This is a genomic window from Hwanghaeella sp. 1Z406, assembly GCF_048892425.1.
Classification (GTDB): domain Bacteria; phylum Pseudomonadota; class Alphaproteobacteria; order UBA8366; family Aestuariispiraceae; genus Pacificispira.
The window spans coordinates 85,080-107,075 of sequence record NZ_JBLZHU010000010.1; the positions used below are offsets into that span (position 1 = coordinate 85,080).

General features: G+C 54.4%; 23 protein-coding genes. 10 read left to right on the top strand and 13 right to left on the bottom strand.

Going from position 1 to position 21,996, the window contains the following annotated elements:
• Positions 1-29 precede the first annotated feature (29 nt).
• From ACOSDR_RS17760 to ACOSDR_RS17775, 4 genes are all read left to right on the top strand, one after another.
• On the top strand, positions 30-839 hold the full coding sequence (locus ACOSDR_RS17760) for a tetratricopeptide repeat protein (protein ID WP_420725867.1): 810 nt from the start codon (positions 30-32) through the stop codon (positions 837-839).
• Positions 840-983: 144 nt separating this feature from the next.
• On the top strand, positions 984-1,919 hold the full coding sequence (locus tag ACOSDR_RS17765; RefSeq protein WP_420732075.1) for an IS1595 family transposase: 936 nt from the start codon (positions 984-986) through the stop codon (positions 1,917-1,919).
• Positions 1,912-2,940, top strand: coding sequence for a hypothetical protein (locus tag ACOSDR_RS17770; RefSeq protein ID WP_420732076.1), 1,029 nt, complete (start codon positions 1,912-1,914; stop codon positions 2,938-2,940). The genes ACOSDR_RS17765 and ACOSDR_RS17770 overlap by 8 nt, the downstream gene beginning before the upstream one ends.
• Positions 2,941-3,255: 315 nt before the next feature.
• Positions 3,256-3,948, top strand: a complete 693-nt coding sequence (locus ACOSDR_RS17775) for a hypothetical protein (protein ID WP_420732077.1) — start codon at positions 3,256-3,258, stop codon at positions 3,946-3,948.
• A 10-nt stretch (positions 3,949-3,958) separates the two neighbouring features.
• Here the strand turns inward: ACOSDR_RS17775 and ACOSDR_RS17780 are convergent, their stop codons facing one another.
• Positions 3,959-4,327, bottom strand: a complete 369-nt coding sequence (locus tag ACOSDR_RS17780) for a hypothetical protein (RefSeq protein WP_420732078.1) — start codon at positions 4,325-4,327, stop codon at positions 3,959-3,961.
• Between ACOSDR_RS17780 and ACOSDR_RS17785 the strand changes: the two genes are divergently transcribed.
• The gene (locus ACOSDR_RS17785; protein WP_420732079.1) at positions 4,326-5,123 is read left to right on the top strand and encodes a tetratricopeptide repeat protein; all 798 of its coding nucleotides are present in this window, start codon (positions 4,326-4,328) and stop codon (positions 5,121-5,123) included. The genes ACOSDR_RS17780 and ACOSDR_RS17785 overlap by 2 nt on opposite strands.
• A gap of 1 nt (position 5,124) precedes the next feature.
• Here ACOSDR_RS17785 and ACOSDR_RS17790 read toward each other — a convergent pair whose 3' ends face one another.
• The gene (locus ACOSDR_RS17790) at positions 5,125-5,577 is read right to left on the bottom strand and encodes a hypothetical protein (protein WP_420732080.1); all 453 of its coding nucleotides are present in this window, start codon (positions 5,575-5,577) and stop codon (positions 5,125-5,127) included.
• Positions 5,567-5,722 carry a hypothetical protein gene (locus ACOSDR_RS17795; RefSeq protein ID WP_420732081.1) on the bottom strand — a complete coding sequence of 52 codons (156 nt, stop codon included), beginning with the start codon at positions 5,720-5,722 and terminating at the stop codon, positions 5,567-5,569. The genes ACOSDR_RS17790 and ACOSDR_RS17795 overlap by 11 nt, the downstream gene beginning before the upstream one ends.
• A 70-nt stretch (positions 5,723-5,792) precedes the next feature.
• On the opposite strand from ACOSDR_RS17795, the gene ACOSDR_RS17800 reads away from it, so the two are divergent.
• Positions 5,793-6,491, top strand: coding sequence for a tetratricopeptide repeat protein (locus tag ACOSDR_RS17800; protein WP_420732082.1), 699 nt, complete (start codon positions 5,793-5,795; stop codon positions 6,489-6,491).
• Here ACOSDR_RS17800 and ACOSDR_RS17805 read toward each other — a convergent pair whose 3' ends face one another.
• Positions 6,492-7,133 (bottom strand): hypothetical protein, encoded by a 642-nt coding sequence (locus tag ACOSDR_RS17805; RefSeq protein ID WP_420732083.1) that lies wholly within the window; start codon positions 7,131-7,133, stop codon positions 6,492-6,494. It lies immediately after the preceding gene.
• A gap of 54 nt (positions 7,134-7,187) precedes the next feature.
• Between ACOSDR_RS17805 and ACOSDR_RS17810 the strand changes: the two genes are divergently transcribed.
• Positions 7,188-7,982 carry a tetratricopeptide repeat protein gene (locus ACOSDR_RS17810; RefSeq protein WP_420732084.1) on the top strand — a complete coding sequence of 265 codons (795 nt, stop codon included), beginning with the start codon at positions 7,188-7,190 and terminating at the stop codon, positions 7,980-7,982.
• A gap of 4 nt (positions 7,983-7,986) precedes the next feature.
• Here the strand turns inward: ACOSDR_RS17810 and ACOSDR_RS17815 are convergent, their stop codons facing one another.
• Together ACOSDR_RS17815 and ACOSDR_RS17820 are read right to left on the bottom strand one after the other, a co-directional pair.
• The gene (locus ACOSDR_RS17815; protein ID WP_420732085.1) at positions 7,987-10,203 is read right to left on the bottom strand and encodes a hypothetical protein; all 2,217 of its coding nucleotides are present in this window, start codon (positions 10,201-10,203) and stop codon (positions 7,987-7,989) included.
• A 300-nt stretch (positions 10,204-10,503) separates the two neighbouring features.
• Complete coding sequence (locus ACOSDR_RS17820) at positions 10,504-11,160, bottom strand: DUF2062 domain-containing protein (RefSeq protein WP_420725859.1); 657 nt, start codon at positions 11,158-11,160, stop codon at positions 10,504-10,506.
• A gap of 218 nt (positions 11,161-11,378) precedes the next feature.
• Between ACOSDR_RS17820 and ACOSDR_RS17825 the strand changes: the two genes are divergently transcribed.
• Positions 11,379-12,785: an FAD-binding oxidoreductase gene (locus ACOSDR_RS17825; RefSeq protein WP_420725858.1), complete on the top strand. Its 1,407-nt coding sequence runs from the start codon at positions 11,379-11,381 to the stop codon at positions 12,783-12,785.
• A gap of 82 nt (positions 12,786-12,867) precedes the next feature.
• On the opposite strand, the gene ACOSDR_RS17830 is transcribed toward ACOSDR_RS17825, so the two are convergent.
• Positions 12,868-13,080, bottom strand: a complete 213-nt coding sequence (locus tag ACOSDR_RS17830) for a DUF1127 domain-containing protein (protein ID WP_420725857.1) — start codon at positions 13,078-13,080, stop codon at positions 12,868-12,870.
• Between the two features lie 128 nt (positions 13,081-13,208).
• On the opposite strand from ACOSDR_RS17830, the gene gcvA reads away from it, so the two are divergent.
• The gene (gene gcvA, locus ACOSDR_RS17835) at positions 13,209-14,123 is read left to right on the top strand and encodes a transcriptional regulator GcvA (protein WP_420732086.1); all 915 of its coding nucleotides are present in this window, start codon (positions 13,209-13,211) and stop codon (positions 14,121-14,123) included.
• Here gcvA and ACOSDR_RS17840 read toward each other — a convergent pair.
• The 5 genes from ACOSDR_RS17840 to ACOSDR_RS17860 form a co-directional block, all read right to left on the bottom strand.
• A complete protein-coding gene (locus tag ACOSDR_RS17840; RefSeq protein ID WP_420725855.1) occupies positions 14,120-14,572 on the bottom strand; it encodes a BLUF domain-containing protein in 453 nt (150 codons plus the stop codon). The genes gcvA and ACOSDR_RS17840 overlap by 4 nt on opposite strands.
• A 111-nt stretch (positions 14,573-14,683) precedes the next feature.
• Positions 14,684-15,718: a site-specific DNA-methyltransferase gene (locus ACOSDR_RS17845; protein WP_420725854.1), complete on the bottom strand. Its 1,035-nt coding sequence runs from the start codon at positions 15,716-15,718 to the stop codon at positions 14,684-14,686.
• Positions 15,719-15,894: 176 nt separating this feature from the next.
• Positions 15,895-16,551 carry a ribonuclease HII gene (locus ACOSDR_RS17850; RefSeq protein WP_420725853.1) on the bottom strand — a complete coding sequence of 219 codons (657 nt, stop codon included), beginning with the start codon at positions 16,549-16,551 and terminating at the stop codon, positions 15,895-15,897.
• On the bottom strand, positions 16,544-18,127 hold the full coding sequence (locus ACOSDR_RS17855; RefSeq protein WP_420732087.1) for a cation:proton antiporter: 1,584 nt from the start codon (positions 18,125-18,127) through the stop codon (positions 16,544-16,546). The genes ACOSDR_RS17850 and ACOSDR_RS17855 overlap by 8 nt, the downstream gene beginning before the upstream one ends.
• 48 nt (positions 18,128-18,175) lie before the next feature.
• Positions 18,176-18,352, bottom strand: a complete 177-nt coding sequence (locus ACOSDR_RS17860; protein ID WP_420725851.1) for a DUF4169 family protein — start codon at positions 18,350-18,352, stop codon at positions 18,176-18,178.
• 114 nt (positions 18,353-18,466) lie between these two features.
• Between ACOSDR_RS17860 and ACOSDR_RS17865 the strand changes: the two genes are divergently transcribed.
• Complete coding sequence (locus ACOSDR_RS17865) at positions 18,467-21,127, top strand: AsmA family protein (protein WP_420732088.1); 2,661 nt, start codon at positions 18,467-18,469, stop codon at positions 21,125-21,127.
• On the opposite strand, the gene ACOSDR_RS17870 is transcribed toward ACOSDR_RS17865, so the two are convergent.
• Positions 21,107-21,748 carry a TetR family transcriptional regulator gene (locus tag ACOSDR_RS17870; RefSeq protein ID WP_420732089.1) on the bottom strand — a complete coding sequence of 214 codons (642 nt, stop codon included), beginning with the start codon at positions 21,746-21,748 and terminating at the stop codon, positions 21,107-21,109. The two genes, ACOSDR_RS17865 and ACOSDR_RS17870, sit on opposite strands and share 21 nt — an antisense overlap.
• Positions 21,749-21,996 lie beyond the last annotated feature (248 nt).

Below are 21,996 nucleotides of genomic sequence, written 5' to 3' on the forward strand. Positions count from 1 at the left end.
GCATTTGTGGGTGGCGTTATTCTACAACCATGAAGAGGCAGGCGGCGATCATCTGGGTGTGGGGGCTGGTCTTGATCGCAGGCGCGGTCGGGGGCGGCTTTGTGTGGTGGCGCCAGCAGGATGTGGCCCAGGCCTATGAGGCCGGACGGGCCGCCGCCGACGCGGATCGCTGGGAGGACGCGCTGACCCTGGCCCAGCCCTATGCTGATCGCGATGATCCCCGCATCAACGGCCTGCTGGCTGATGCCTATATCAATGGCCCGGCCTCTATCCAGAACATCGACAAAGGCCTAACCCTCCGCCGCCGTGCCGCGGAGGCTGGTGATATGCGGGCGGCGTATTTCCTAGGGAGGTGGATATTGGAGCATGAGCCGACAGAGGCGCAGGCGCAGGAAGCGATTGGGTTTCTGCAAAATGCTGCCGATTGTGGAATGCCAAGTGCGAACTATGACTTGGGTGTCCTCTTCGCGGACGGTGTTTTTATAGACATTGATATCCCGAAATCTATTCAACATTCTGAAGCTGCCGCACTCGCATCGTTTGAAAGTGCGGCTTGGAATGCAGCCATTGGGTACGCTCGTCTTGCGGGTCAGGATGAGAGTTTCCTTGAGAATGAATCAAATATAAAAATGTTGTATTGGTTTTTTTGGGAGGCCAAAAATGGAAATCCAGAAGCTCAGCGTATTTTAGAAGTAATCGAAGATAGAACAATTGATAAATTTAACGAATACGGAGAGTTGTGGATACAAGAGTTTCACAGAATGGCAGTTCGCTGGGTAAAGAAAATTCACCCAGCGAATGCCTTTACTTGCAATACTATTTATCAGGGCGCTTGGTGAGCCCTTCAAAGGCCTTTTGGGATGAATTGCTTGCGCCCGTTTCTAACCCAAATTTTGGGAACTATATATTTAACTAGCCAAAAAATCCCTTGAAATTTTCCTTAGTAGTGGCTAGTTATCTTCCTGTAACAAAGGAAGACGCTAATGCAACAAGACAAGCCAGAAACCATCTCGACGTTTGAACTCTTTCAGCGTTTTCCTAATGAGGAATCCGCCCGAAACTTCTTTGAAGCGCGGCGCTGGGGTGATGATCCTGTTTGTGGGCACTGCGGGTCTCTTAACGTAGCTGAGTGCAAAGACCACAAGCCGATGCCTTACCGCTGCAAGGATTGCAGGAAGCATTTCAGCGTTCGCACAGGCACTGTGCTTGCTGAGAGCCGCCTTCCCCTTCAAAAGTGGCTTCTCGCCATCTACATGCTCACCAGCGCCCGCAAGGGCATCCCAAGCACTCAGATGGCACGGGAACTCGGTATTACGCAAAAATCAGCTTGGTTCCTTGCTCAGCGAATCCGCGAAACCTGGATGAACGCCTCTGACACTGACATGGGCAATCATGTTGAAGTTGATGAAACCTATATCGGCGGTAAAGAAAAGAACAAGCACGACTCCAAAAAATTGCGCGCCGGTCGCGGGGCTGTTGGTAAAACAGCTATTGTCGGAATTCGGGGGAACACTTCACAAGTCCGGGCAACCCCAGTCCCTGACACTTCCGCACCAACGTTGCAGGGCTATATTGCTGCTAATGTTCAAGAGGGTGCTTCTGTCGTAACCGATGAATTCGCAGCTTATCGCGGTCTTGACAGCAAAGGCTACATTCATCACACAATTAATCACAGCGCTGGCGAGTATGTTCGGCACTATTGCATTCATACGAATGGCATTGAAAGTTTTTGGGCGCTGTTGAAGCGGGGGCATTACGGCATTTACCACTTTATGAGCTCCAAGCATCTGCACCGCTATGTCAACGAATTTGCGTTCCGCCAGAATACCGCTCAGTTTGGAACTATGGAATTCATTGAAGCGACCATCGCCCGCATGATTGGCAAGCGCCTAACATACAAAGGTCTTATTCATGTCTAAAAAGCCAAGCACAATCGCTCCAATTGACGCATCATTTGATGACGTTGTTAATTCCATCGTAAGTCCGGCCACCAAAAAAGAGAAGGGAAACAATGGCTTGAAAGAACAATCAGATGAAAGTCCGGCCACCCCGATGCAGTTATCTTTGGACCTCGGTATAGAGGTCGAAAAGGTTGTGGGCGGTATTGAGATGGGGGTGCTCCAAAATGGCATCCCTTACCTCACTCAACGTGGTTTGGCCATCATGTGCGGCGCGGCGCGCGCAACACTTTTTGAGATAACGCAAGAATGGGAAGGAATGCAGGCGAGTGGTATCACTCCACGCGGGCGAATGGCATTTTTTAAAGATTATCTGCTCAACAATGACTATGATGAACCCCGCTTATTTATTGAAATATCAAAGAATGGATCACCCCACTATGCTTACCCAGACGTGGTGTGCATGGCGTTCGTAGAGTACTTTGCTTTTGAGGCACAAAAAACCAATGACACCGCTGTCGAGAATTACCGCAGGCTGGCCCGGTTTGGATTACAGCAGTTTATTTACAAAGCCCTCGATTATCATCCAGAGGATAAGTGGAAGTATTTCCGTGATCGCGTCTCTCTCCTTAAAGAATCTGCGCCGGACGGATATTTCATTATATTCAATGAAGTTACGGGCATTGCTGTTGATCTCATAAATGCGGGTCTAAGCGTTAACGACAAAACGATCCCTGATATTAGTGTTGGTCAGGCATGGGGTGCATATTGGAACGCTGGAGGCTTAGATGCTGAGTATGGTCAGCGGGTAAAATGGGACCACTACTATCCAGAATATTACCCCCAATCCGCAAGTAATCCGCAGTCTCCCTGGGCGTATCCAGACACAGCGTTGCCTCTGTTTCGGCGCTGGTTGCGGCATGAGTATCTCCCAACCAAGTTCCCTCCTTATATACTAAAGAAGGCGCACGTACTGGCAGGCGGGAAGCAGGAGGCGGAAAAGATTGCGGCCATTTACGATCAGAAGCAGATTGAGGGTTAGATATACCGGTTGATCGGACTAGTCGTTAAAGGCGTTCATGATCCCAATAGTCAGCCTCTGGAAGGCAGTAATTCGGCAACTCGCTCAGCTTGGTCTGCAGAGAAGAAACGAGCCAGAATCTCTATTGGTGAACTCGGATCATCTGCGGATGCCAAATACAGATAGTAACAGGACGGATCCACATCGATACCTGATGCAGCAGCTTCTTTTGCTTCTTTGTTCGTTACCCCGCCAACGCAGAGAACTCTTGAATTTCTGACTGAAATTCCGCTGAATAGCTCTGACATTTCCACCTCGGATTATAGGAGCACCACCATGGCGAGACGCCCAGAAAACTCACCACGCATAAGCTTGAACAAACTCTGCGAGTTTATGACTGCTTCAATTCCCCGTCAACGGCGCATAATAAGGGACCAAAAGTTCCCAAGCGACTTCTTGCGCGTTTACTATCGAGAGGCTCAAGAGGCCGTGTCCTTGTGCATAGCATCACAGCTTGATGACACTGCTGCGGTAGAACGGCAGATAGACATTTTGAATCAGCAAGCACCAGAGACAGTTGGGACTCAACGGCGCCTGGCTTCCAATGTTGATGCACTGGAAGGTTTTCTGAATATGCTGGATGAAGTAAATCTCTTTGGCGCGACGCCGTCGCTGGGAGGGAACGACGCGCCTAAACTCATGATACGGAACGTATCTGTTTCGGTTCGACCTGAAATTATTCTAAGGTCTGAAAATCGCAACGGGCCAATTGTTGGGGCGATGAAGATACACTTTCCCAAAACACATCCAATGAACGAGCACTCAGCCGGATACATTTCAGCTATGCTGCAAGAGTGGGCGCAAGTTCACATGCATGAAGATGGTGAGATCAGTGGACAATTATGTTCCGTTGTAGATGTAGGAAGCCAAACTTTTTTTGAGGGAGTGCGATCCACCAGACAACGGCTTCGCGATCTTCAAGATGCCTGTGAAACCATTGCGGCGCTTTGGCCAACGATCACAGAATGATCTTGGCTAGCTAGGTATATAGTTCCCCAAATTTTATTATCTCACTAATCTCCGGCTTAATCACCTTCGCGATGGTTCCGGAGAAGGCCCCAATTCTATCGCCTAGCAAGGTGGCCAGGGCGTTCATGCTGGCGGCCTGGGCGGCCTTTTTTCTAATGTCCGGGTTTTCCGCCAGTACTCTTTGACGAACCGCAACATTTGACAGGTCCGGAATGGAGCCATCCGGGTTCTTTAGGGACTGCAGAATTTTTGTATAGGTATCTTGGATAGAGGATCGATAAGAATTGAATACATCCACCGCGGTGAAGCAGTCCGGGTCGATATCCTGTGCATCTTTCAGGATTGTCAGAAATTGGTCGTGACCATACTCTACAACCATGACGAGGCAGACGGCGATCATCTGGATGTGGGGGCTGGTCCTGATCGCAGGCGCGGTCGGGGGCGGTTATGCGTGGTGGCGTCAGCAGGATGTGGCTCAGGCCTATGAGGCCGGACGGGCCTTGGCGGATTCGCAGAAATGGGAAGAGGCTCTGGCCCTGGCGCAGCCCTATGCCGGTCGAGATGATCCCCGCATCAACGGCCTACTGGCCGATGCCTATATCAACGGGCCAGACAGCATCCAAGACATCGACAAAGGTCTAATCCTCCGCCGCCGCGCCGCAGAGGCAGGCGATATGCGGGCTGCCTATTTCATGGGAAGGTGGATATTGAAGCATGAGCCGACAGAGGCGCAGGCCAAGGAGGCGGTTGTTTTTCTGCAAGAGGCTGCGGATTGCGGCATGCCAATGGCGAATTATCTTATGGGAGCGTTATATAGCAAAGGGGAATATGTTAAGAGAAACTATCCACTATCTATAAGATACTCAGAGCGAGCTGCATTCGCTGGAGTCTATAAAGCGGCGTCAAATGCTGCAATTGCTTATGGGAGATATTACCAAGAGACTAATCCCGCGGCTGAGGAACGAGAAAAAGCCATGCTGTATTGGATTTTCATAGCATCTAAAAATGGCCTGACTGACGCAAAAGATGTCCTCGATGAATTTTTGAAGGAGGTAAATGAAAATGAACAAGGCGAAATTTTGAAAATGTTCAAGGATTTAGAACGAGAGTCCATCGAGTTTTCAAAAAGAATTAAAAACCTCGATGGACTCTCATGTTCCAAGCTAGGATCTTAGGTCACTCATTGCTAATCAGCTTTCTGCCGATTTTTTCTCCAATTGGTATGAAAATGGGTTCTGTCCCAGGGGCAAGTTTACCAGCCGCTTTGCCAGAGGCATAACCAGCTATCGCTCCTGCAAGAACGGCGTTTTGGGCGTTTCGTGTTTTTGTCGCGAGTTCGTCTACGAATGTGGGATTTTTTATCATGTAATTTTGTATCCCAATCACGTCTTTGGTCGACAGGCCGTGTTTCCTTATCATGGATTGCATGACGTTTTTTTCGGCTGTATCGAGGCCTTTCACAACAGAGGCCGCCTCGGCACCTGGACCACTCACAAATCCCACAAGAGCTTTGGCGCGATCTAGCATCGTGGGCGCAACGTTGCTCTCTATGGTGTTAAGAGTTGATGCCGCTCTCAAAGGAGGAACAACACCCAGTATGGAGAGTGCAAGATTTGTCTTATTGTCCAAATGACGTTGTTGCGCTGTTTCTGGACGGGTTAAACTGGAATTCCGCCTTGAACTGGACCGGGTCGATATCCTGTGCATCTTTCAGGATTGTCAGAAATTGGTCGTGACCATACTCTACAACCATGACGAGGCGGGCGGCGATCATCTGGGTGTGGGGGCTTGTCCTGATCGCGGGCGCGGTCGGGGGTGGTTACGCGTGGTGGCGTCAGCAGGATGTGACACAGGCCTATGAGGCCGGACGGGCCTTGGCGGATTCGCAGAAATGGGAAGAGGTTCTGGTGCTGGCGCAGCCCTATGCCGAGCGAGATGATCCCCGCATCAACGGCCTGCTGGCCGATGCCTATATCAACGGTCCGGACAGCATCCGAGACATCGACAAAGGCCTAACCCTCCGTCGCCGTGCTGCCGAGGCAGGCGATATGCGGGCCGCGTACTTCATGGGGAAATGGATCTTGGAGCATGAGCCGACTGATGCTCAGGCGAAGGAGGCGATTGGTTATATCCAAGCGGCTGCAGACTGTGGAATGCCAGCGGCGAACTACGAGTTAGGTACGATTTTTTCAAGCAATACCTATGTTACAAGAAACTACAACCTGGCAATACCATACTTGGAGTTTGCTGCGGTCTCTGGAGTTTCTGGTGCTGCTTGGAATGCAGGAATTGTGTATTCTAGGTTAGCATCGACTGATCCCTCATTAATGAAAACGGCTGGGCCTAAATCTATGTATTGGCTCTTGGTTTCGAAAAGAAAAGGAGATGCTGACGCCAGCAGGTTACTTGTGGAAATACAAAAAAGCATCGAAAACTCGGCAGGCCATGAATATGCCAGAAATTGGTTTGAGATACTGGAAAAAGAAACGGACCAATGGGCAAAAAACATTCGCCCATTGGCCGAATTCAACTGCTCCAAGTGATTATTCTTTTGCGGATTGTTTCAAAGATTCATTGGTGAATTTGGAAACGCCTTCACTTATACCAACTTCTCCCAAGTAACTCATCTCCGGTTTAATCACCTTCGCGATGGTTCCGGAGAAGGCCCCAAGTCTGTCACCCAGCAAGGTGGCCAGGGCATTCATACTGGCGGTCTGGGCGGCCTGTTTTCTGAGGTCCGGGTTTTCTGCCAGTATTTTCTGGCGGACCTTACTGTTCGACAGGTCCGGAATGGAGCCATCCGGGTTCTTTACGGACTGCAACACTTTCGTATAGCTGTCCTGGATAGAAGACCGATAGGCGGTCACGACATCTGCGGCGGTTACAGCGCCCGAGGCGAGTAGGCCTGCCCCTATTCCACCAATTTCCGCCGTTACCGCAGATCGTCCCGCCGCTGAAAGAAGCCGTCCAGTTATGCCTGAGGCAAGCGACCCCGCACCTAAACCGGCTCCGGTGAGCACTAGGTCTTCCAACAGTTCCTGTCTTCGCTGCCCGGCGGTCTCCGCCGCCCTAAACTCATTTTCCATCTCAAGTGCCGCGTCGGGATGGAGCAGATTCAGGAACTCTCCTAATTCATCCACGCAGGGGACAAGTTCGTCCCAGCTTTCTTTCAGATGCTTTTCCAATTGCGCTGATTTTTGAGAATTGCCAGGACCCAGAATGGGTCGTATTTTACAACCATGAAGAGGCAGACGGCGATCATCTGGGTGTGGGGGCTGGTCTTGATCGCAGGGGCGGTCGGGGGTGGTTATGCGTGGTGGCGTCAGCAGGATCTGACACAGGCCTATGAGGCCGGGCGGGCCGCCGCCGATGCGGATCGCTGGGAGGACGCGCTGGCTCTGGCCCAGCCCTATGCTGACCGAGACGATCCCCGCATCAACGGTTTGCTGGCCGATGCCTATATCAACGGTCCAGACAGCATCCAAGACATCGACAAAGGCCTGACCCTCCGCCGCCGTGCCGCAGAGGCAGGCGATATGCGGGCGGCGTATTTCCTGGGGAAATGGATATTAGAGAATGAGCCGACCGACGCGCAGGCGCAGGAGGCGATTGGCTATATCCAAGAGGCCGCAAATTGCGGGATGCCATTGGCGAACTATGAATTAGGGCTTGAATATGCTAAGGGAGAAAGGGTTCCATTGGATTATGTCCACGCACTCCAACTACTTGAGGCCGCTGCTTTCGCAGGAGTCACTGAAGCATATATTGAAGCTGGTATTGTTAATGCTCAAGAAATAAGCAAATCTGGCAGGGATATTGATTATGCAGCCAAGATAAAAACTTCATACTGGATATTCATTGCTGCACGAAGCGGCAATGAAGAAGCTTCGAAAATTTTGGAGGGAACACGAACTGCGATGCGTGAGCAAAAAGGAGATGAGTATGCTGCAAGCCAGATTTCGATTTTAGAACGTGAGGCGAGCCTATGGGCCAAAAAAATTAGCCCACAAGCTCGCCTCAAATGTCTCCACTAATCGCTTAGTCTTTTGATGAGCGATTTAGGGATTGTTCCAGTGATCTGCTAAAGATTTCATTTACACCGAACTCTCCAAAATTGCCTATCTCCGGCTTAATCACCCTTGCGATTGTGCCGGAGAGGGCACCAAGTCTGTCGCCCAGCAAGGTGGCGAGAGCTTTCATGCTGGCGGTTTGGGCCGCCTGTTTTCTGAGGTCCGGGTTTTCTGCCAGTATTTTCTGGCGGACCTTACTGTTCGACAGGTCCGGAAGGGTGCCGTCCGGGTTCTTTACGGACTGCAACACTTTCGTATAGCTGTCTTGGATGGAAGACCGATAGGCGGTCACGACATCTGCAGCGGTTGCAGCACCAGAGGCGAGTAGGCCCGCTCCTATTCCACCAATTTCCGCCGTTGCCGCAGATCGTCCCGCCCCCGAAAGAAGCCGCCCCGCCGCGCGGGTGGCAAGCGACCCCGCACCGAAACCGGCTCCGGTGAGGACAAGGTCTTGCAACAGGTCCTGTCTCCGTTGCCCGGCGGTCTCCGCCGCCTTAAACTCATTTTCCATCCCAAGTGCCGCGTCGGGATGGGGCAGATTCAGGAACTCTCCTAATTCATCCACGCGAGGGACGAGTTCGTCCCAGCTTTCTTTCAGACGCTTTTCCAATTGTGCCGATTTTTGGGAATGGGCGTTGTCCTTCACAGATTTGGCGTCGTGTTCTTGAATCTCTCCAAGGATTTCAATAACAGAAATTGCTGCCTCATCCATGGTCTCAACGGCATGACCACGGTCACTAATGTATTTTCCAACGCCGCCCTCATAGGTTTGAGCAGTGTCTTCCAAAAACTTCCTGTTCTGCTCATATTTCGCCTGGAAGGACGGGTCTTTCAGCTGTTGATGGAGGCGTTCGAAGGTATCAACTGAGACATCTTTGTTATCCTTGGAAATTGACGTCTGATGCGCCTTCAGCATGTAGTCTATTTTTTCCTGGATAGCGGGGGCGTAAGGATACGTTTCTGCCACCTTTTGCAAGAGCTCTTGTGCTTCATCCGGCTTGAGAATTTTGGTGTCCCTTAAACGCGCCAAAACATCCGTCATCACTTGATCGCGGTGTTGCGTTGCTTTCACGTCATTTTCTGTGACGGGCATTGCAACATCCCCGATAGTGGCAGGGGTGCCGTCGGCGGTTCGGACGAGGTCTCTGGTTTTGGCATCATACAGATAGGCGTCACCGGTATGCGGGTTGCGTTGCACCTCATAGGATTTCGGGACGGAGTCCGACTGTGGATTGGATGCGGGTGGCTGAGACGGGTCTGTGGTTTGGTCCCCTGACGCCGCGCCCTGAGGGGTCCCCGGTGTTGTCTGTTGTGCAGGCGTCGTGGCGGTGGTCGGCTGAGCTTCCGCCGATGCGGGCTGCTGTGCCACCTGGCCGACCCGTTGGGTGGGATCCTTCGCCTCTGGATGGGGGCTTTGTGTCGGGCCGGTGTCCCGGGTCTGGGCCTGATCCCAGCCCAGGGCGCGCTTTGCCTGGGTCATGAAGTCTTGATGCGCCGCTTCCCGGCGATGGGCTGGCAGGTTCTGCCACAGTTGATCCGAGATATCCTGGAATTCCGCCTTGAACTGGACCGGGTCGATATCCTGTGCATCTTTCAGGATTGGCAGGATTTGTGTCGGATCCGATGCCCGCGCCATCGCCTCCGCCAAGCGTCCATTGGAGGCGCGCGCCTCTGCAGACAGGGGTGACGGGCGTTTCGGAGTCACGGACATTGGTTTTGGCGTCGGTGCGGGCGCAGCGGCCTTTGCCTGTTGCTGAGTCTGAGCCTCAACGCGGGATTTCCAGGCCTGGATTTGGTCGCGGCTGGTCTGTGCGGCGCTGGGGCTGTCCGGTTGGGTGCTGGTAAACGATACAGGTTCATTTTTATGGGGCTGCCAGAGATTATGAACCTCTGACCCCTTGCCGGTGCCGGTTGAGGGCAGTTCATTAGAGGAAGGGCTGGGAGGATCGAGGAAAGGCAAATGCTGGATTGCCGCATCCGGAGGCGTATAGGACGGCATGGGCGTCGGAGTGGGCGGGGGCGTTGATGCTGGGCCAGTGCCCGCATCACCCAGACTAGATGGCCCATAGGAAAGCCCAGGGGGCAAGTTAGATGGCCCAGAGGGCAGGTTCGCCCCAGAGGGCGTGGCGGATGTCGGCGTGCCTTTTGGTAACAGATCGGTGGCTGTGGTGCTGCTGGTTCCCATGATGGGTCTCCTTAAAAGTAAAAAGACCCCGGACAGCCATCGACAGGCGGGGAGGATATCCCCACCGTATCGTGGCGTGACCAGAGTCTCAGTTGGATTGAGTTGCCTGAGTTTTAATGGAAAGGGAGCCCGTCCGAATTTGGACGCAATTGTGGCCCAATCCCGAGACATATATTATCCATTAAAGAGAACATGTCAAGAATTAATTTATGATAGTCACGGGGCTGCCCTAGTGCGCATGTTTAAAGCTGGGCCGCGCGGGCGCGCATGTTTACAATTGAGCCGCGCGGGCGCGCATGTTTAAAGCTGGGCCGCGCGGGCGCGCTCTTGGGCCGCGCGTTTGCGGGCCAGACGCTGTCGCCGTTTCAGGGTCTGGCGGCGTTGCTGGGCGCGCAGCTTTTTCGTGAACTTCATCGTCAGGACAAAGCCCGCCCAGGTTCCAGCGATGGTCCAGGGTATGCATCCCAGAAACAGCGGCACACCCCAGGTACGGAAGATCTCCACCGTATAAACCCATAGTGAATCCAGGAAACTGGAATCCTGGGCCAAAACGCCTTCGATATGGGCGCGGAACGCATCAAAGCCCAGTGATGTCGTGTCGCCCATTAGCAGTCGCCCTGTCATCAGGCACAGATAGTAATAGGCTGGTGCGGTCAGCACGTTGGTCGGCCAGGTCCAGGCCAGGGCGACCAGAAGATTGAACTTCCATTTCGGCTTCAGCCATTTTGCCAAGGCCCAGAAAATCAGGATCATGGGCATCTGGATGCCAACCGTAGGGGTCAGGCCAAAGAACAGGCCAATGGCGGTCCCGCGCGCTGTGACGAGGCCATTATGGCGGCCCCTGGCAATAGGGATGATCAAGCGATAGCGTAACAGGCGCGCCAGCCCCTTCACGCGGCGTGGTTTTGGCTCTGGGCCGGGCGGGGAAGTGTGGTTTGTGGGCTCGATCTCTGCCATACAGTCTTGTGCGGTTTACCAGGGTTTTTGAAAGCACGAGGTCGCGCGTCACGAAAGATTAGCACCTTATCGTGAATTTGATATGTGACAACGGTTGATGTGTCGCAGGGTCTCAAGTTACCGCTTGTTTCGGTTTTGTCGGCCTGCCTGTTACATGGTATAGCTGCCCCCTGTCGTGCAAGAACACGATGCTCAAAAATTTTTCTAAGGGGATGGATATGGCAACCGCAATGGAACGGATCGGCAGCGGGTTTAGCGACAATCCCGCATTGGATATTCTGCGACAGCGCTTTGGAGAGCGCGCCACCAGCGGTCAGGCAATCTGTGACCAGCATGGCCGGGGGGAGGGCTGGTATCCGTCCGCACCGCCGGATCTGGTTGTCTTTGCCGAAACCACAGAAGACGTGGCAGAGGTGGTTCGAATCTGTGCGGAGCATAAAGTGCCTGTGGTCCCATTCGGTACTGGCACCTCCTTGGAAGGCCATGTCGCGGCCCTGAAAGGCGGCGTCAGCCTGGACCTGTCTGGCATGAATAAATTGCTGGAAGTGAATGCGGAAGATCTGGATTGCCGCGTGCAGGCCGGTGTGACGCGCAAGCAGTTGAATGAAGACCTGCGCGATACCGGACTGTTCTTCCCCATCGATCCCGGCGCCAATGCGTCTTTGGGCGGTATGGCGTCCACCCGTGCGTCGGGCACCAATGCGGTGCGCTATGGCACGATGCGGGAAAACGTGATGGGCCTGACGGTGGTGACCGCCGATGGCCGGATCATCAAGACCGGGGGGCGGGCGCGCAAATCTGCGGCTGGATATGACTTAACCCGTCTGTTCGTAGGGGCAGAGGGAACCCTGGGCGTCATCACTGAGGTGCAATTGCGCCTGTATGGCATTCCGGAATCCATCCGTTCGGCTGTGTGTCAATTTCCGGATCTGGAAAGCGCGGTCAATACTGTGATTTTGACCATCCAGTTGGGCATTCCCGTCGCGCGGATTGAATTGCTGGACGAGGTCCAGATGGATGCCTGTATCCGCTATTCCAAACTGGAAAATTTCGAGGCGAAGGTAACCTTGTTCTTTGAATTTCATGGAACAGAGGCCAGCACCCATGAACAGGCACAGCAGGTTCAGGAAATATCCGCAGAACATGGCGGCAGCGCCTTTCAATATGCCGCGACCCAGGAAGAACGCACAACCCTGTGGGAGGCGCGGCACAATGCGTTTTATGCCGCCTGTGCCGCCGTGCCCGGCAAAAAGGGCATGGCGACGGATGCCTGTGTGCCGATCTCAAAACTGGCGGACTGTATTCTGGACACTAAACGGGATATTCAGGATTCCGGGCTGTATGCGCCGATTGTCGGGCATGTTGGCGATGGCAATTATCACCTGTGCCTGATGTTCGATCCGGATGATCAGGAAGAATTGGGACGGGCCAAGGCGCTGGTGGAACGGATGAACCACCGGGCGATCTCTTATGGCGGCACCTGTACCGGGGAACATGGCATCGGCTATGGAAAAATGCATTTCCTGACCGCGGAACATGGGGAAGCGGTGGCGGTGATGCGCCAGATGAAGAAAGCGCTGGATCCGGATAACATCATGAACCCTGGAAAAATTCTAAGTCTGTGACGGAACAAATAAAAGGCCGGGATGTTAATCCCGGCCTGTCTGACTGATGTGAGTTCACGGCGGATAGGGGGCCGCCTGTGCCTCATTTCACCCAGAATGGTTTGACCGCTTCCACCAGCATTTCCTTATGGCTGAGGCCAATATCTGCCAATTGCTCATCGGTCATGGTTTCCAGCTGACGGCGGCTTTTCCAGCGGAAATGCCACAATTTGATCAGGCCGCCCAGGGTCAGGCCATCCCGCGTCAGTTGATGGGCATAGCCGGTATAGGTGGTGTGATATAAAGCATCGCTCATGATCTTCACTCCGTTTGTAAATCTCTATTTCGTGCTCTCTTGAAGAACAAAATAGGGGTTGCTCTGCGTGCCCGCAAACGCGAAGATCGAACCCTTAGGCTTAGAAAAACTTATTGAAGAGATGTGCGATGCGGCGACTTCCCCCCCTGAAAGCGGTTCGCGCCTTTGAGGCCTCGGCCCGGCATGACAGCTTCGTCGCGGCAGCAGATGAATTGGCGGTGACGCCCTCTGCGATCAGTCAGCAGATTAAACAATTAGAAGCCTGGCTGGGCCAGCCCTTGTTTCGGCGCCTGCCCCAGGGTTTGATGCAGACCGATATTGCGCGGGGTTACCTGCCTCATATAACGCAGGCACTGGATATCATTGATCAGGCATCCCGGGCGATCACCTCTGGTCAGACAAACCGCACATTAACGGTAACCTGCCTGTCCTCCTTTGGGGCGCAATGGTTGGGACCGCGTCTGCATCGCTTTTATGCGGCCAATCCCGGTATCGATGTCTTGTTGGCGACATTTGATAGAACTGTTGATTTGGAAACAGAGGATGTTGATATCGCCATTCGGTATGGCAAGGGCGACTACCCCAACCTTCATGTTGAAGAATTGGGTGAGGACAATCTGGGGGTCGTGTGCAGCCCGGAAGTATTGAATCATCCCAAATACCCTCTGAAATCATATGCGGATCTTGCGCATCATGTCTTGTTGCATGATGCCCATGCACTGCCAGGGCATTCCGTAGAATGGACAGGTTTTTTGGATAAGCAAAAGGTGACGGGGATTGATGCAACCCGTGGCCCGCGCTTTAGCGACAGTCACATGATTGTGCAAAGCTGTATCGCGGGCCGGGGCATAATGATTGGGCGGTCGGTTCTGATCGAAGATGAGCTGAACGCGGGTATTCTGGTTGCCCCCTTTGGGATGCCACAACAATCATTGATGCGCTATCGCCTGTTGATGCGCAAAGGCGCCATAGCCGATCCTAAGATCGCGACGTTTCGCAATTGGCTGTATGAAGAGTTGGGCAAGACCCCCCCTGACTTTTAAGGCTGACTGGGGGGCGTGTTGTGCAGTTGAAGAGAAAGGCCGTTGAGCGTTTGATCCAGAACCGCAGGCGTTGCATTTGGGCTGCAGTTTGCAAAGGCCTCCATCGCGTCCTCTACGCCTTTTAGACCCGCAATGGACAGCAGTTCCGATACATTGGTATCGATATACGCCATCGACCAGTCTGTAAAAACCGGATACTCAACGGTTTCATCTGTCAGGATCGTTAAATGGGTATGACGGGGATCTGCCGTGATGCGTCGCAAGGCCGCGTCGACTTTCCCCGGCGTCCCTTCCAACACTTGAGCAAATACGCCTTGCAAGTGCAAGAGCAGGCCAGTCACACCATCCCGCCGATTGTTGCGCCGGCTGACGTCCAGAATTGTGGCGATGTCTTTTTCGGATGGTCCAGTCATGGACCGTGAAAAGTATACCAACCGCCGAACAGCCATGTGTCGTATCCCAATTGCATCATACTGTCAGGGTATACGCAGGCGCGCATGGTCTTAGATCACACCGAGGCGGATCGCATCGGGTGCCCAAGACCATGCGGGTATCGGCGATCAGTGCAGCTCTGCACGAATACGCTGACGGAAGGCGTCAATCGGAACGGCGGCCTTTTTCAGGTCGGATTTGACCTGCCAATAGGTCCAACCATTACAGGACGGTGCCCCTTGAACCAGGGCACCCACCTGATGGATGGAGCCGCGATGGTCGGCAGAGATAATCGTGCCATCGGCGCGTACTTTTGCCGTGTGACGGTTACAGGGGCTCACCAGCACCGTACCGGGGCTCAAAAGGCCGCGTTCGACCAACAGGCCAAATGGTATGCGCGGTTCTTTGCGCTTGGGCGTCGTATGGGCGATGGCCTCGCTGTCGGATGCTTCCGGTTCAGCGGCGATACGCGCGGTTGCGACCTTGATGTACTTGTCTTCCCGCTCAATCCCGATCCAACGACGGCCCAGACGCTTTGCCACAGCCCCGGTCGTCCCGGTGCCGAAGAAAGGATCCAGCACAACCTGACCCGGCTGGGTCGATGCCAGAATGACGCGGTGAAGCAGGGCTTCTGGTTTTTGCGTCGGATGCGCTTTTGACCCTGTTTCGTCCTTCAGGCGCTCACCACCGGTACAGATCGGCATGGTCCAGTCGCTGCGCATCTGAAGGTCTTCATTCAGGGCCTTCATGGCCTCGTAATTGAAGGTATAGCGGGCATCCTTATCCTTCGAACACCAGATCATGGTTTCATGGGCATTGGTGAAACGGCGGCCCTTGAAATTTGGCATCGGGTTGGTTTTCACCCAGATCACGTCGTTCAGCATCCAGAAGCCGATATTCTGTAAGGCCGTGCCGACGCGGAAAATGTTGTGATAGCTGCCGATGACCCAGATCGTGCCCGTGGGCTTAAGAATACGCCGCGCCGCTGCCAGCCAGTCGCGTGTAAAACGATCATATGCATCGAAATTATCAAATTGATCCCAGTCATCGTCCACCGCATCCACTTTGGAATGGTTGGGTCTGTAAAGAGAACCGGCCAATTGTAAGTTATAAGGCGGGTCCGCAAAGATCATATCTACGGAGTTTTCTGGAAGTGACCGCATGTGTTCAATACAGTCCCCTTTCAGAATTTGATTCTGAGGAAGTTTTACCATGATTCTTCATGTGCCTATGTGTTTGCCAGGACCTGAATCATGATTCTTTAAGGACTCGCGGTCAACAAGTAATTGATTCTACTTGAATTTTTCTACATGTAGAGTCATGCCTCGCGTCGAGGACTCTATATCTTGATATCATTTTCCAATCGTGCGCGGATCGGGGCGAAGGATTTGCGATGGTGCGGTGTGACACCCAGTGTTTTCAACCCGTCCTGATGCGCCTTTGTGCCGTAGCCCATATTCCGATCCCAGCCATAACCGGGATAGTCCCGCGCCAAGTTCCCCATTAATCTGTCACGGTGGACTTTTGCGATGATCGATGCCGCCGCGATGGATAGAGAATGACTGTCCCCTTTCACAATCAGGCGGGTCGGCAGGCACAGCCTGGGGTCTCGATTGCCATCGACAAGCGCACCCATGACCGGCACGGGTAAAGCCGATAAGGCACGTCGCATGGCCAGTAGGCTGGCTTGCAGAATGTTCAACGTATCGATTTCCGGGGCGCTGGCGGACCCAAGACCATAAGGGACGGTCGCGCATAACAAATCATACAGCGCGTCCCGGCGCGCCGCCGTCAGTTTCTTGGAATCGTCGATCATTGATACAATTGACAGCGGCAGTCCCGCATCATCCGCCATCGGATCCGGCAGGATAACGGCACAGGCGATCACCGGCCCGGCCCAGGGACCACGACCGACCTCATCCAGGCCTGCAATGGGGCAGGGGCCGGACACACCAATATCGTCAATCAGGGCGCGTTCAAAGGATAAATCAGGCATCGTCCTGATCTGGATCCGATGATGTGCGTGCAGAAGGTTGTACCGTCTTTGCAGGGCTGGCCTTGTTATCGGATTTTGTTTTTGTCGTTTTTGATGTTGTTGAACTTGGTCGAGACGCCTTTGCTTTGGCTGCGCCCTGCGGTGATGTTTTTTTGTTCGCAGGCAGGGTTTCATCCATTTCTGCATCGGCAATGACAGTGGTGGCAGCGCCATCTATGGTGCCGCCAATGCGATTTTGCGCATCACCGGCATCCAACTTTTTACCAACTTCCCGCCGCAGTTTTTCCAGCCGCAATTGAGTCCAGGTCGCAACTTGGAACGCCCCGCTATAACAGGCCTTAGAGGCTTGTTTGGTGACCTGCCATTCGCGGAAATAGGCGAAGCGGAAGAGGCCGCTAAGGCTAGAGATGCGGCTGGCGGCACGATGTTTGATTCGACGGTTCAGGTCGAACATGAAGGGGCTGACAATCAAAGAAATCACCGTCAACGCGACGATCATCTTGTGGATTTCGTCGCTGATTACAGCAACGGACGAGGCCAGCGCCGCCATGACAAAGGAAAACTCCCCCAATTGTCCGATGACCAGAGAAACGGAAAAGGCGGTCTGCCAGCTTTGCCCCTGTAGCCTCAGGATCAGAACATTCAGGGCTGTCTTGAAGATGATCACAAACAGCAACAGGCTCAGGATAAGCCAGATATTATCCCAAACGAAGGGCAGATCGATCAACAGGCCGATGGACAGAAAGAAGACCATGATCAGGATGGCTTGAATCGGTCCTGCATTCTCATGCACTTCTTGTCGCTGCGCACTGTTACCGACAATAAGGCCAGCCAGAAAAGCCCCAAAGGCGGGCGACAGGCCAATGACCCCGGCAATTGTTGCGAAGCCGAAACAAAAGGTCAGCGCCGCCAGTGGCTTTAGATCTGAATTGGGGCTGACAATCTTGTGGAAAGGCAGGTTCACCTTGGATCGCCGCGTCAGAAAAAGAATGATTGCCAGCAGTATCCCGATGGAAAGCGATACTTCCACAATCATGTGGATCAAACCGCCTTCCTTCTGAGCGGACATATTGGAGATCACAACCAGCATGGGGGCGACCGCCAGATCCTGGGCAATCAGGATGCCGACTGTCAGGCGCCCGGTATTGTTGCGCAACTCCCCGGTTTCTTCCAAAACCTTTACCGCAACGGCGGTGGAAGACAATGCAAGGCAGAAACCAAACAATATGGCCCATTCAACCGGCCATTCAAACAACCCACCCAGGATGTATAGTGCACCCACGGACAAGCCGATCTGGGCCAGGGCCGAGATGATGGCAACCTTCCAGATTGTGCGAAAGCTGCGCAGGCTGAGTTCCATGCCGATGAAGAACAGCAGCATGATCACGCCCAATTGGGCCAATAAATCGATGGTTTCGCGGTTTTCTACAAGCGACAGACCGTTTGGCCCCAGGATCAAACCAGCAAAAATATAACCGATGATGGCTGGTTGGCGCAGGCGCACCATGGCCATGCCACACAGCATGGCGGCAACGGCCACAATTGCAATTCCGGTGATATCAGAAATTCCGTGCATAATGTCTCAGCTTAGCACGCTTTTACTGAGGCGATAGCGTTAAATCCTTCAATCCACGAGCTTTTTTCCATCCAGCTGATGCGACTCGCGGGCCTTCTTTGCGGCGTCCTGACCTCGGGTCTTTGTCGATATGCCATGTTTTGCCCGGTTTGCATCTGCTGTCGCTTCTTTATGAGCACGGGCTTTTTGTTTGCGGGCGGTTCTCAAGTTAACGATATCAGCCATTGAATGCCCTTTTTTATCCATTGGTCACAGGCTTAGTTTAATCGCTTCCTATTGACCACGTCTAGGCAGACCTGCGAAAGGTATTGCGGTTTGGGTAAAGGGGGCCTTTGGTAAATGGCGGAGAGTGCAGATACGCCACAGCGCGGTCAAAGCAGGCGCAGGGGTCGCATCAGGCTGTGGTTGGCCGGTGCGATTGTCGTGGCAGTCATTGCGGTGCTGTGGGCCGGGCCGCGCTTTGTTGATTGGAGCCCCTATAAAGCGGATGTTGCATCCTTGATTTCGAAACAATTGGGGGTGACGGTCGTTTTGCGGGGCGGATTACAGATTGAGTTACTGCCCCAACCGCGCATTACCGCCGCCGATATCGCTATTACCGGCGAGTCTGTAACCGGGGCGATCCGATGGTTGCGCGGTAGCTTAAATCTCCGCGCCTTGCTGTTTGGTCGATTGATTCCAGAGGATTTAGAACTGGTCGAGGCCGATCTGGAATTTCCCCTGCGTCTTGCCGCGACCGGGCGGTATGATGGCGCAACCTCCGTTGTTATTGAGGAAGGGCGTCTGCGGTTCCAGGATGGGCCCGATTGGCTGCCCGATCAGTTGGAGGCAGTGAATGGGCGCTTAACGCTTGGCGCAGATACGAAGACCGCCCCCAACCGGCTTTATGCCTTTGATGGTGAAGCGCGGGTTCTGAATGAACCGTTGGGGGTTTCGGTGGAAGGTCGCATGGATGGCGCGGTCAGCCTGTCGGTTGGGCATGGCCCCAGCGCCAGCGATCTGGCAATCCAGGGGCGCCCGACGGAAAATGGTGGGTGGTCGGGCAAGGCAACCCTGGTGCTGGAAGAAGTTGGCTTTTTGTCTACCCTGAAGGCGGATGCGATCACCCGTCTGTTGGGGGAAGGAGCCGCAACACTGGATACCCGCATCGACTCCAGCGCTGATAATGTCCTAAGCATCACCCTGGAGAATGTGCAAAGCAGTCAAGTGACCGGGGCCGGCACTGTGACGCTGGTTTCCGGGTCACGACCGGCCCTGGACATCAAGCTGGATCTGTCCCGGGTAGATATGACAGGGCTGGACCCGGCACAGGCTGGTACCTATGGCAGCCATTTAATCACTGATTTCATGCAGGGCGTTCGTTTGTTTTCAGGTGTGGATATCACCAGCCTTATTCGGGCAAGATCCATAGCCTTTCAGGATCAGACCCTGCGTCAGGCGACAGTGTCTTTTGCATCGGGTGGCGGAATTGCGGTTGTTGATCGTGCCAGTATCGCGCTGCCGGGTGATGCGGATCTCAGTGTGCTGGGCACGTTCGAGGCACAAGAAGACGCCTGGCAGTTCGAAGGGGAGGCCGGCCTGGTCGCCCGCGATATTCGCCCTGTTCTGGCATGGCGGGTGCCGGAACTAACACCGCTTTTGGATACCCTGCCGCCGGATCGGTTCAGTGCCGTCGATGCGACCGCCAAGATGTTGATTTCAAATGGTGGCTTTGAATTGACGGAAATTAAGGGGCGCCTGGACGATACCGTTTGGGCAGGTGCAGTATCGGTTTCCCGGGTCGGGGATGGCCCATCAGTGCAAGCAGTCTTGCAGGGGGACGCCCTGAATTTAGATCGTTACGGGGCGTCCGGAACGGGGGTCGATGCGATATCTCAGATTTTGGCGCTGTTGGGACGTGGCCCGCAAAGCGTCACCCTGTATCTGGACCGTGTGATCTTCAACAGTGTTCCCGCAACCGGCATCACGCTGGATCTGCGCAGCAATCAACAGGATATCGATGGCATTGAAGGGGCTCTGGCGATCGCGGATCTGGCCGGGGCACAGGTTATGGGACAGATTTCCCTGAATGCGGCGCAGGCGGGTCAAGCGCAGCTGGCGGCGGAAATTCCTGCGCTGGATCGCATTTTAGGGGCCTTTGGCGTCGCGGCGCGCCGTGCGGCCGGTTTTGCCTCCTTCGGACAAACATCGGTGACACTGGACCTTTCCCTGGCTCCAGAACGGGGCGTCGGATATGCCTTTGAGGCCATGGGCACGGGCGGTGACGCGCGGGTGAACGGTGTCTATACGCCGGGCTTAGTCCCCAGGCTGACGATCAGTGATGGCAGTTTCAATGGCAGCATAGGAGGGTATGATCTGACCCTGTTTGATTTGGCTGCCGGATGCGATGGCGATGGCGGCGGTGGTTTTATGTGCAAAAGTGCTAGCGCCGCAATGCCGGGATTGAGGGTAACCGGCGACGTGACCGCCGCACGCACAACCGATGCGGTTGATGTGACAGTGGCGTTGCAAGAAAGCATGGTGGATTTGGGCCTGTTTTCGGCGCGGGCAGGGTTGCCGCTGGTGCCCGATGGGTCCGCGATCCTGACAGGGGATCTGGTTGGAACGGGCGCGGCGCTGGATGCCGCCATTGCGACCCTGTCGGGGACCATCGATGTGACCGGTACGGCATCCCTTGTGCTGCGGTCCCGTGGGGGTGGACAGATCGGCAATGTGGGCCGTCTGCGGCGCTATATTCGGCAGGCCTTTGGTCAGCCTGGCCTGTTGAACGGACAGATTGTCCTGGCACCGGACGGGCTGAGCACAAATCTGAGATTGCAGGGGAATGATGGGGTATTTGCCGAAGGGCAGGCCAGACTGTCCCTCGGACTGGAAACCCTGAATGCCTCCATGAAAGTCAACAACCCGAAGGAGACCGGGGCCCTGTTATCGCTTACTGCCACTGGGGAAGTCGGTGCCCCCAGTGTGCGCCTGAAAGGATCATGGCTGCGCGCCCAGTGATGGGTCGGCCTCTACATCATTGGGCGACGCCCGGCGGTGGGGGCTTGATTGCATCCATGTCGCAAGGCGCTCCGCCTGGCCCAGCGCTTTGTCCAGGGCTTTCATCGTCTTTGCCAGGTCGTCGCTGTCATCCTTTTCCCAGATCCGCAGGCAGTGCAGCCAGACGACACACAAGCCTTTAATCCGCATGGCCCCGCGCAGTCCGTCGGCGGACGTTCCTGCAGCCTCAAGATACCAGCCCAATGCCGTCATGCCATGGGGGGCAAGGCATAGCAGGGCAGCGGGGTCTCGTCCCACGTCCTGCAGTATCGCCCGCAGGGCGGGGCGATAGGGGGTCAGCGCATCGAAGCGCCGCATTAACAGGTCGAACAGACGGTCGCGCACGGTCTCCTCTGGTCCGAAACCGGCATCCTCGCCCAGGACATCTGCGTCCAGGCGGCGCAGGAACAGTTTCAGGATATCCAGCTTATTGGCGACACGTTGGCGCAATGCGCCCAAATCCATCTCGGCGCGGTCTGCGATGTCCTGCAATCGAACGGCCGCATAGCCGCGTTCTGAAAACAGCGCCATTGCCGCCTCAATAAGGGCAGCGTCCAAGTCTCTTTCCGTTTTCTGTACCATGCCGATCTTTCCTGGTTTCATTGCTTGAAGTGGGGCCTGTTGTCTGTGAAGGCAAGGGTTCGATTTTCATTACAAATTGTGACAAACCCTGTGCTAGTGTGGTGCGCGGTTATTTGGGATCGACTAGGACGCTGTTTGCGGTGCTCCGGTTAGGAGCGTTTCGCGAAGCGATGCCGGGCATCGCAAGCGGAAGGCGACGCGGCCCGAAGCGCCGCAAACAGCGCCTTTGGTCCCTTTATCGGCCCGTC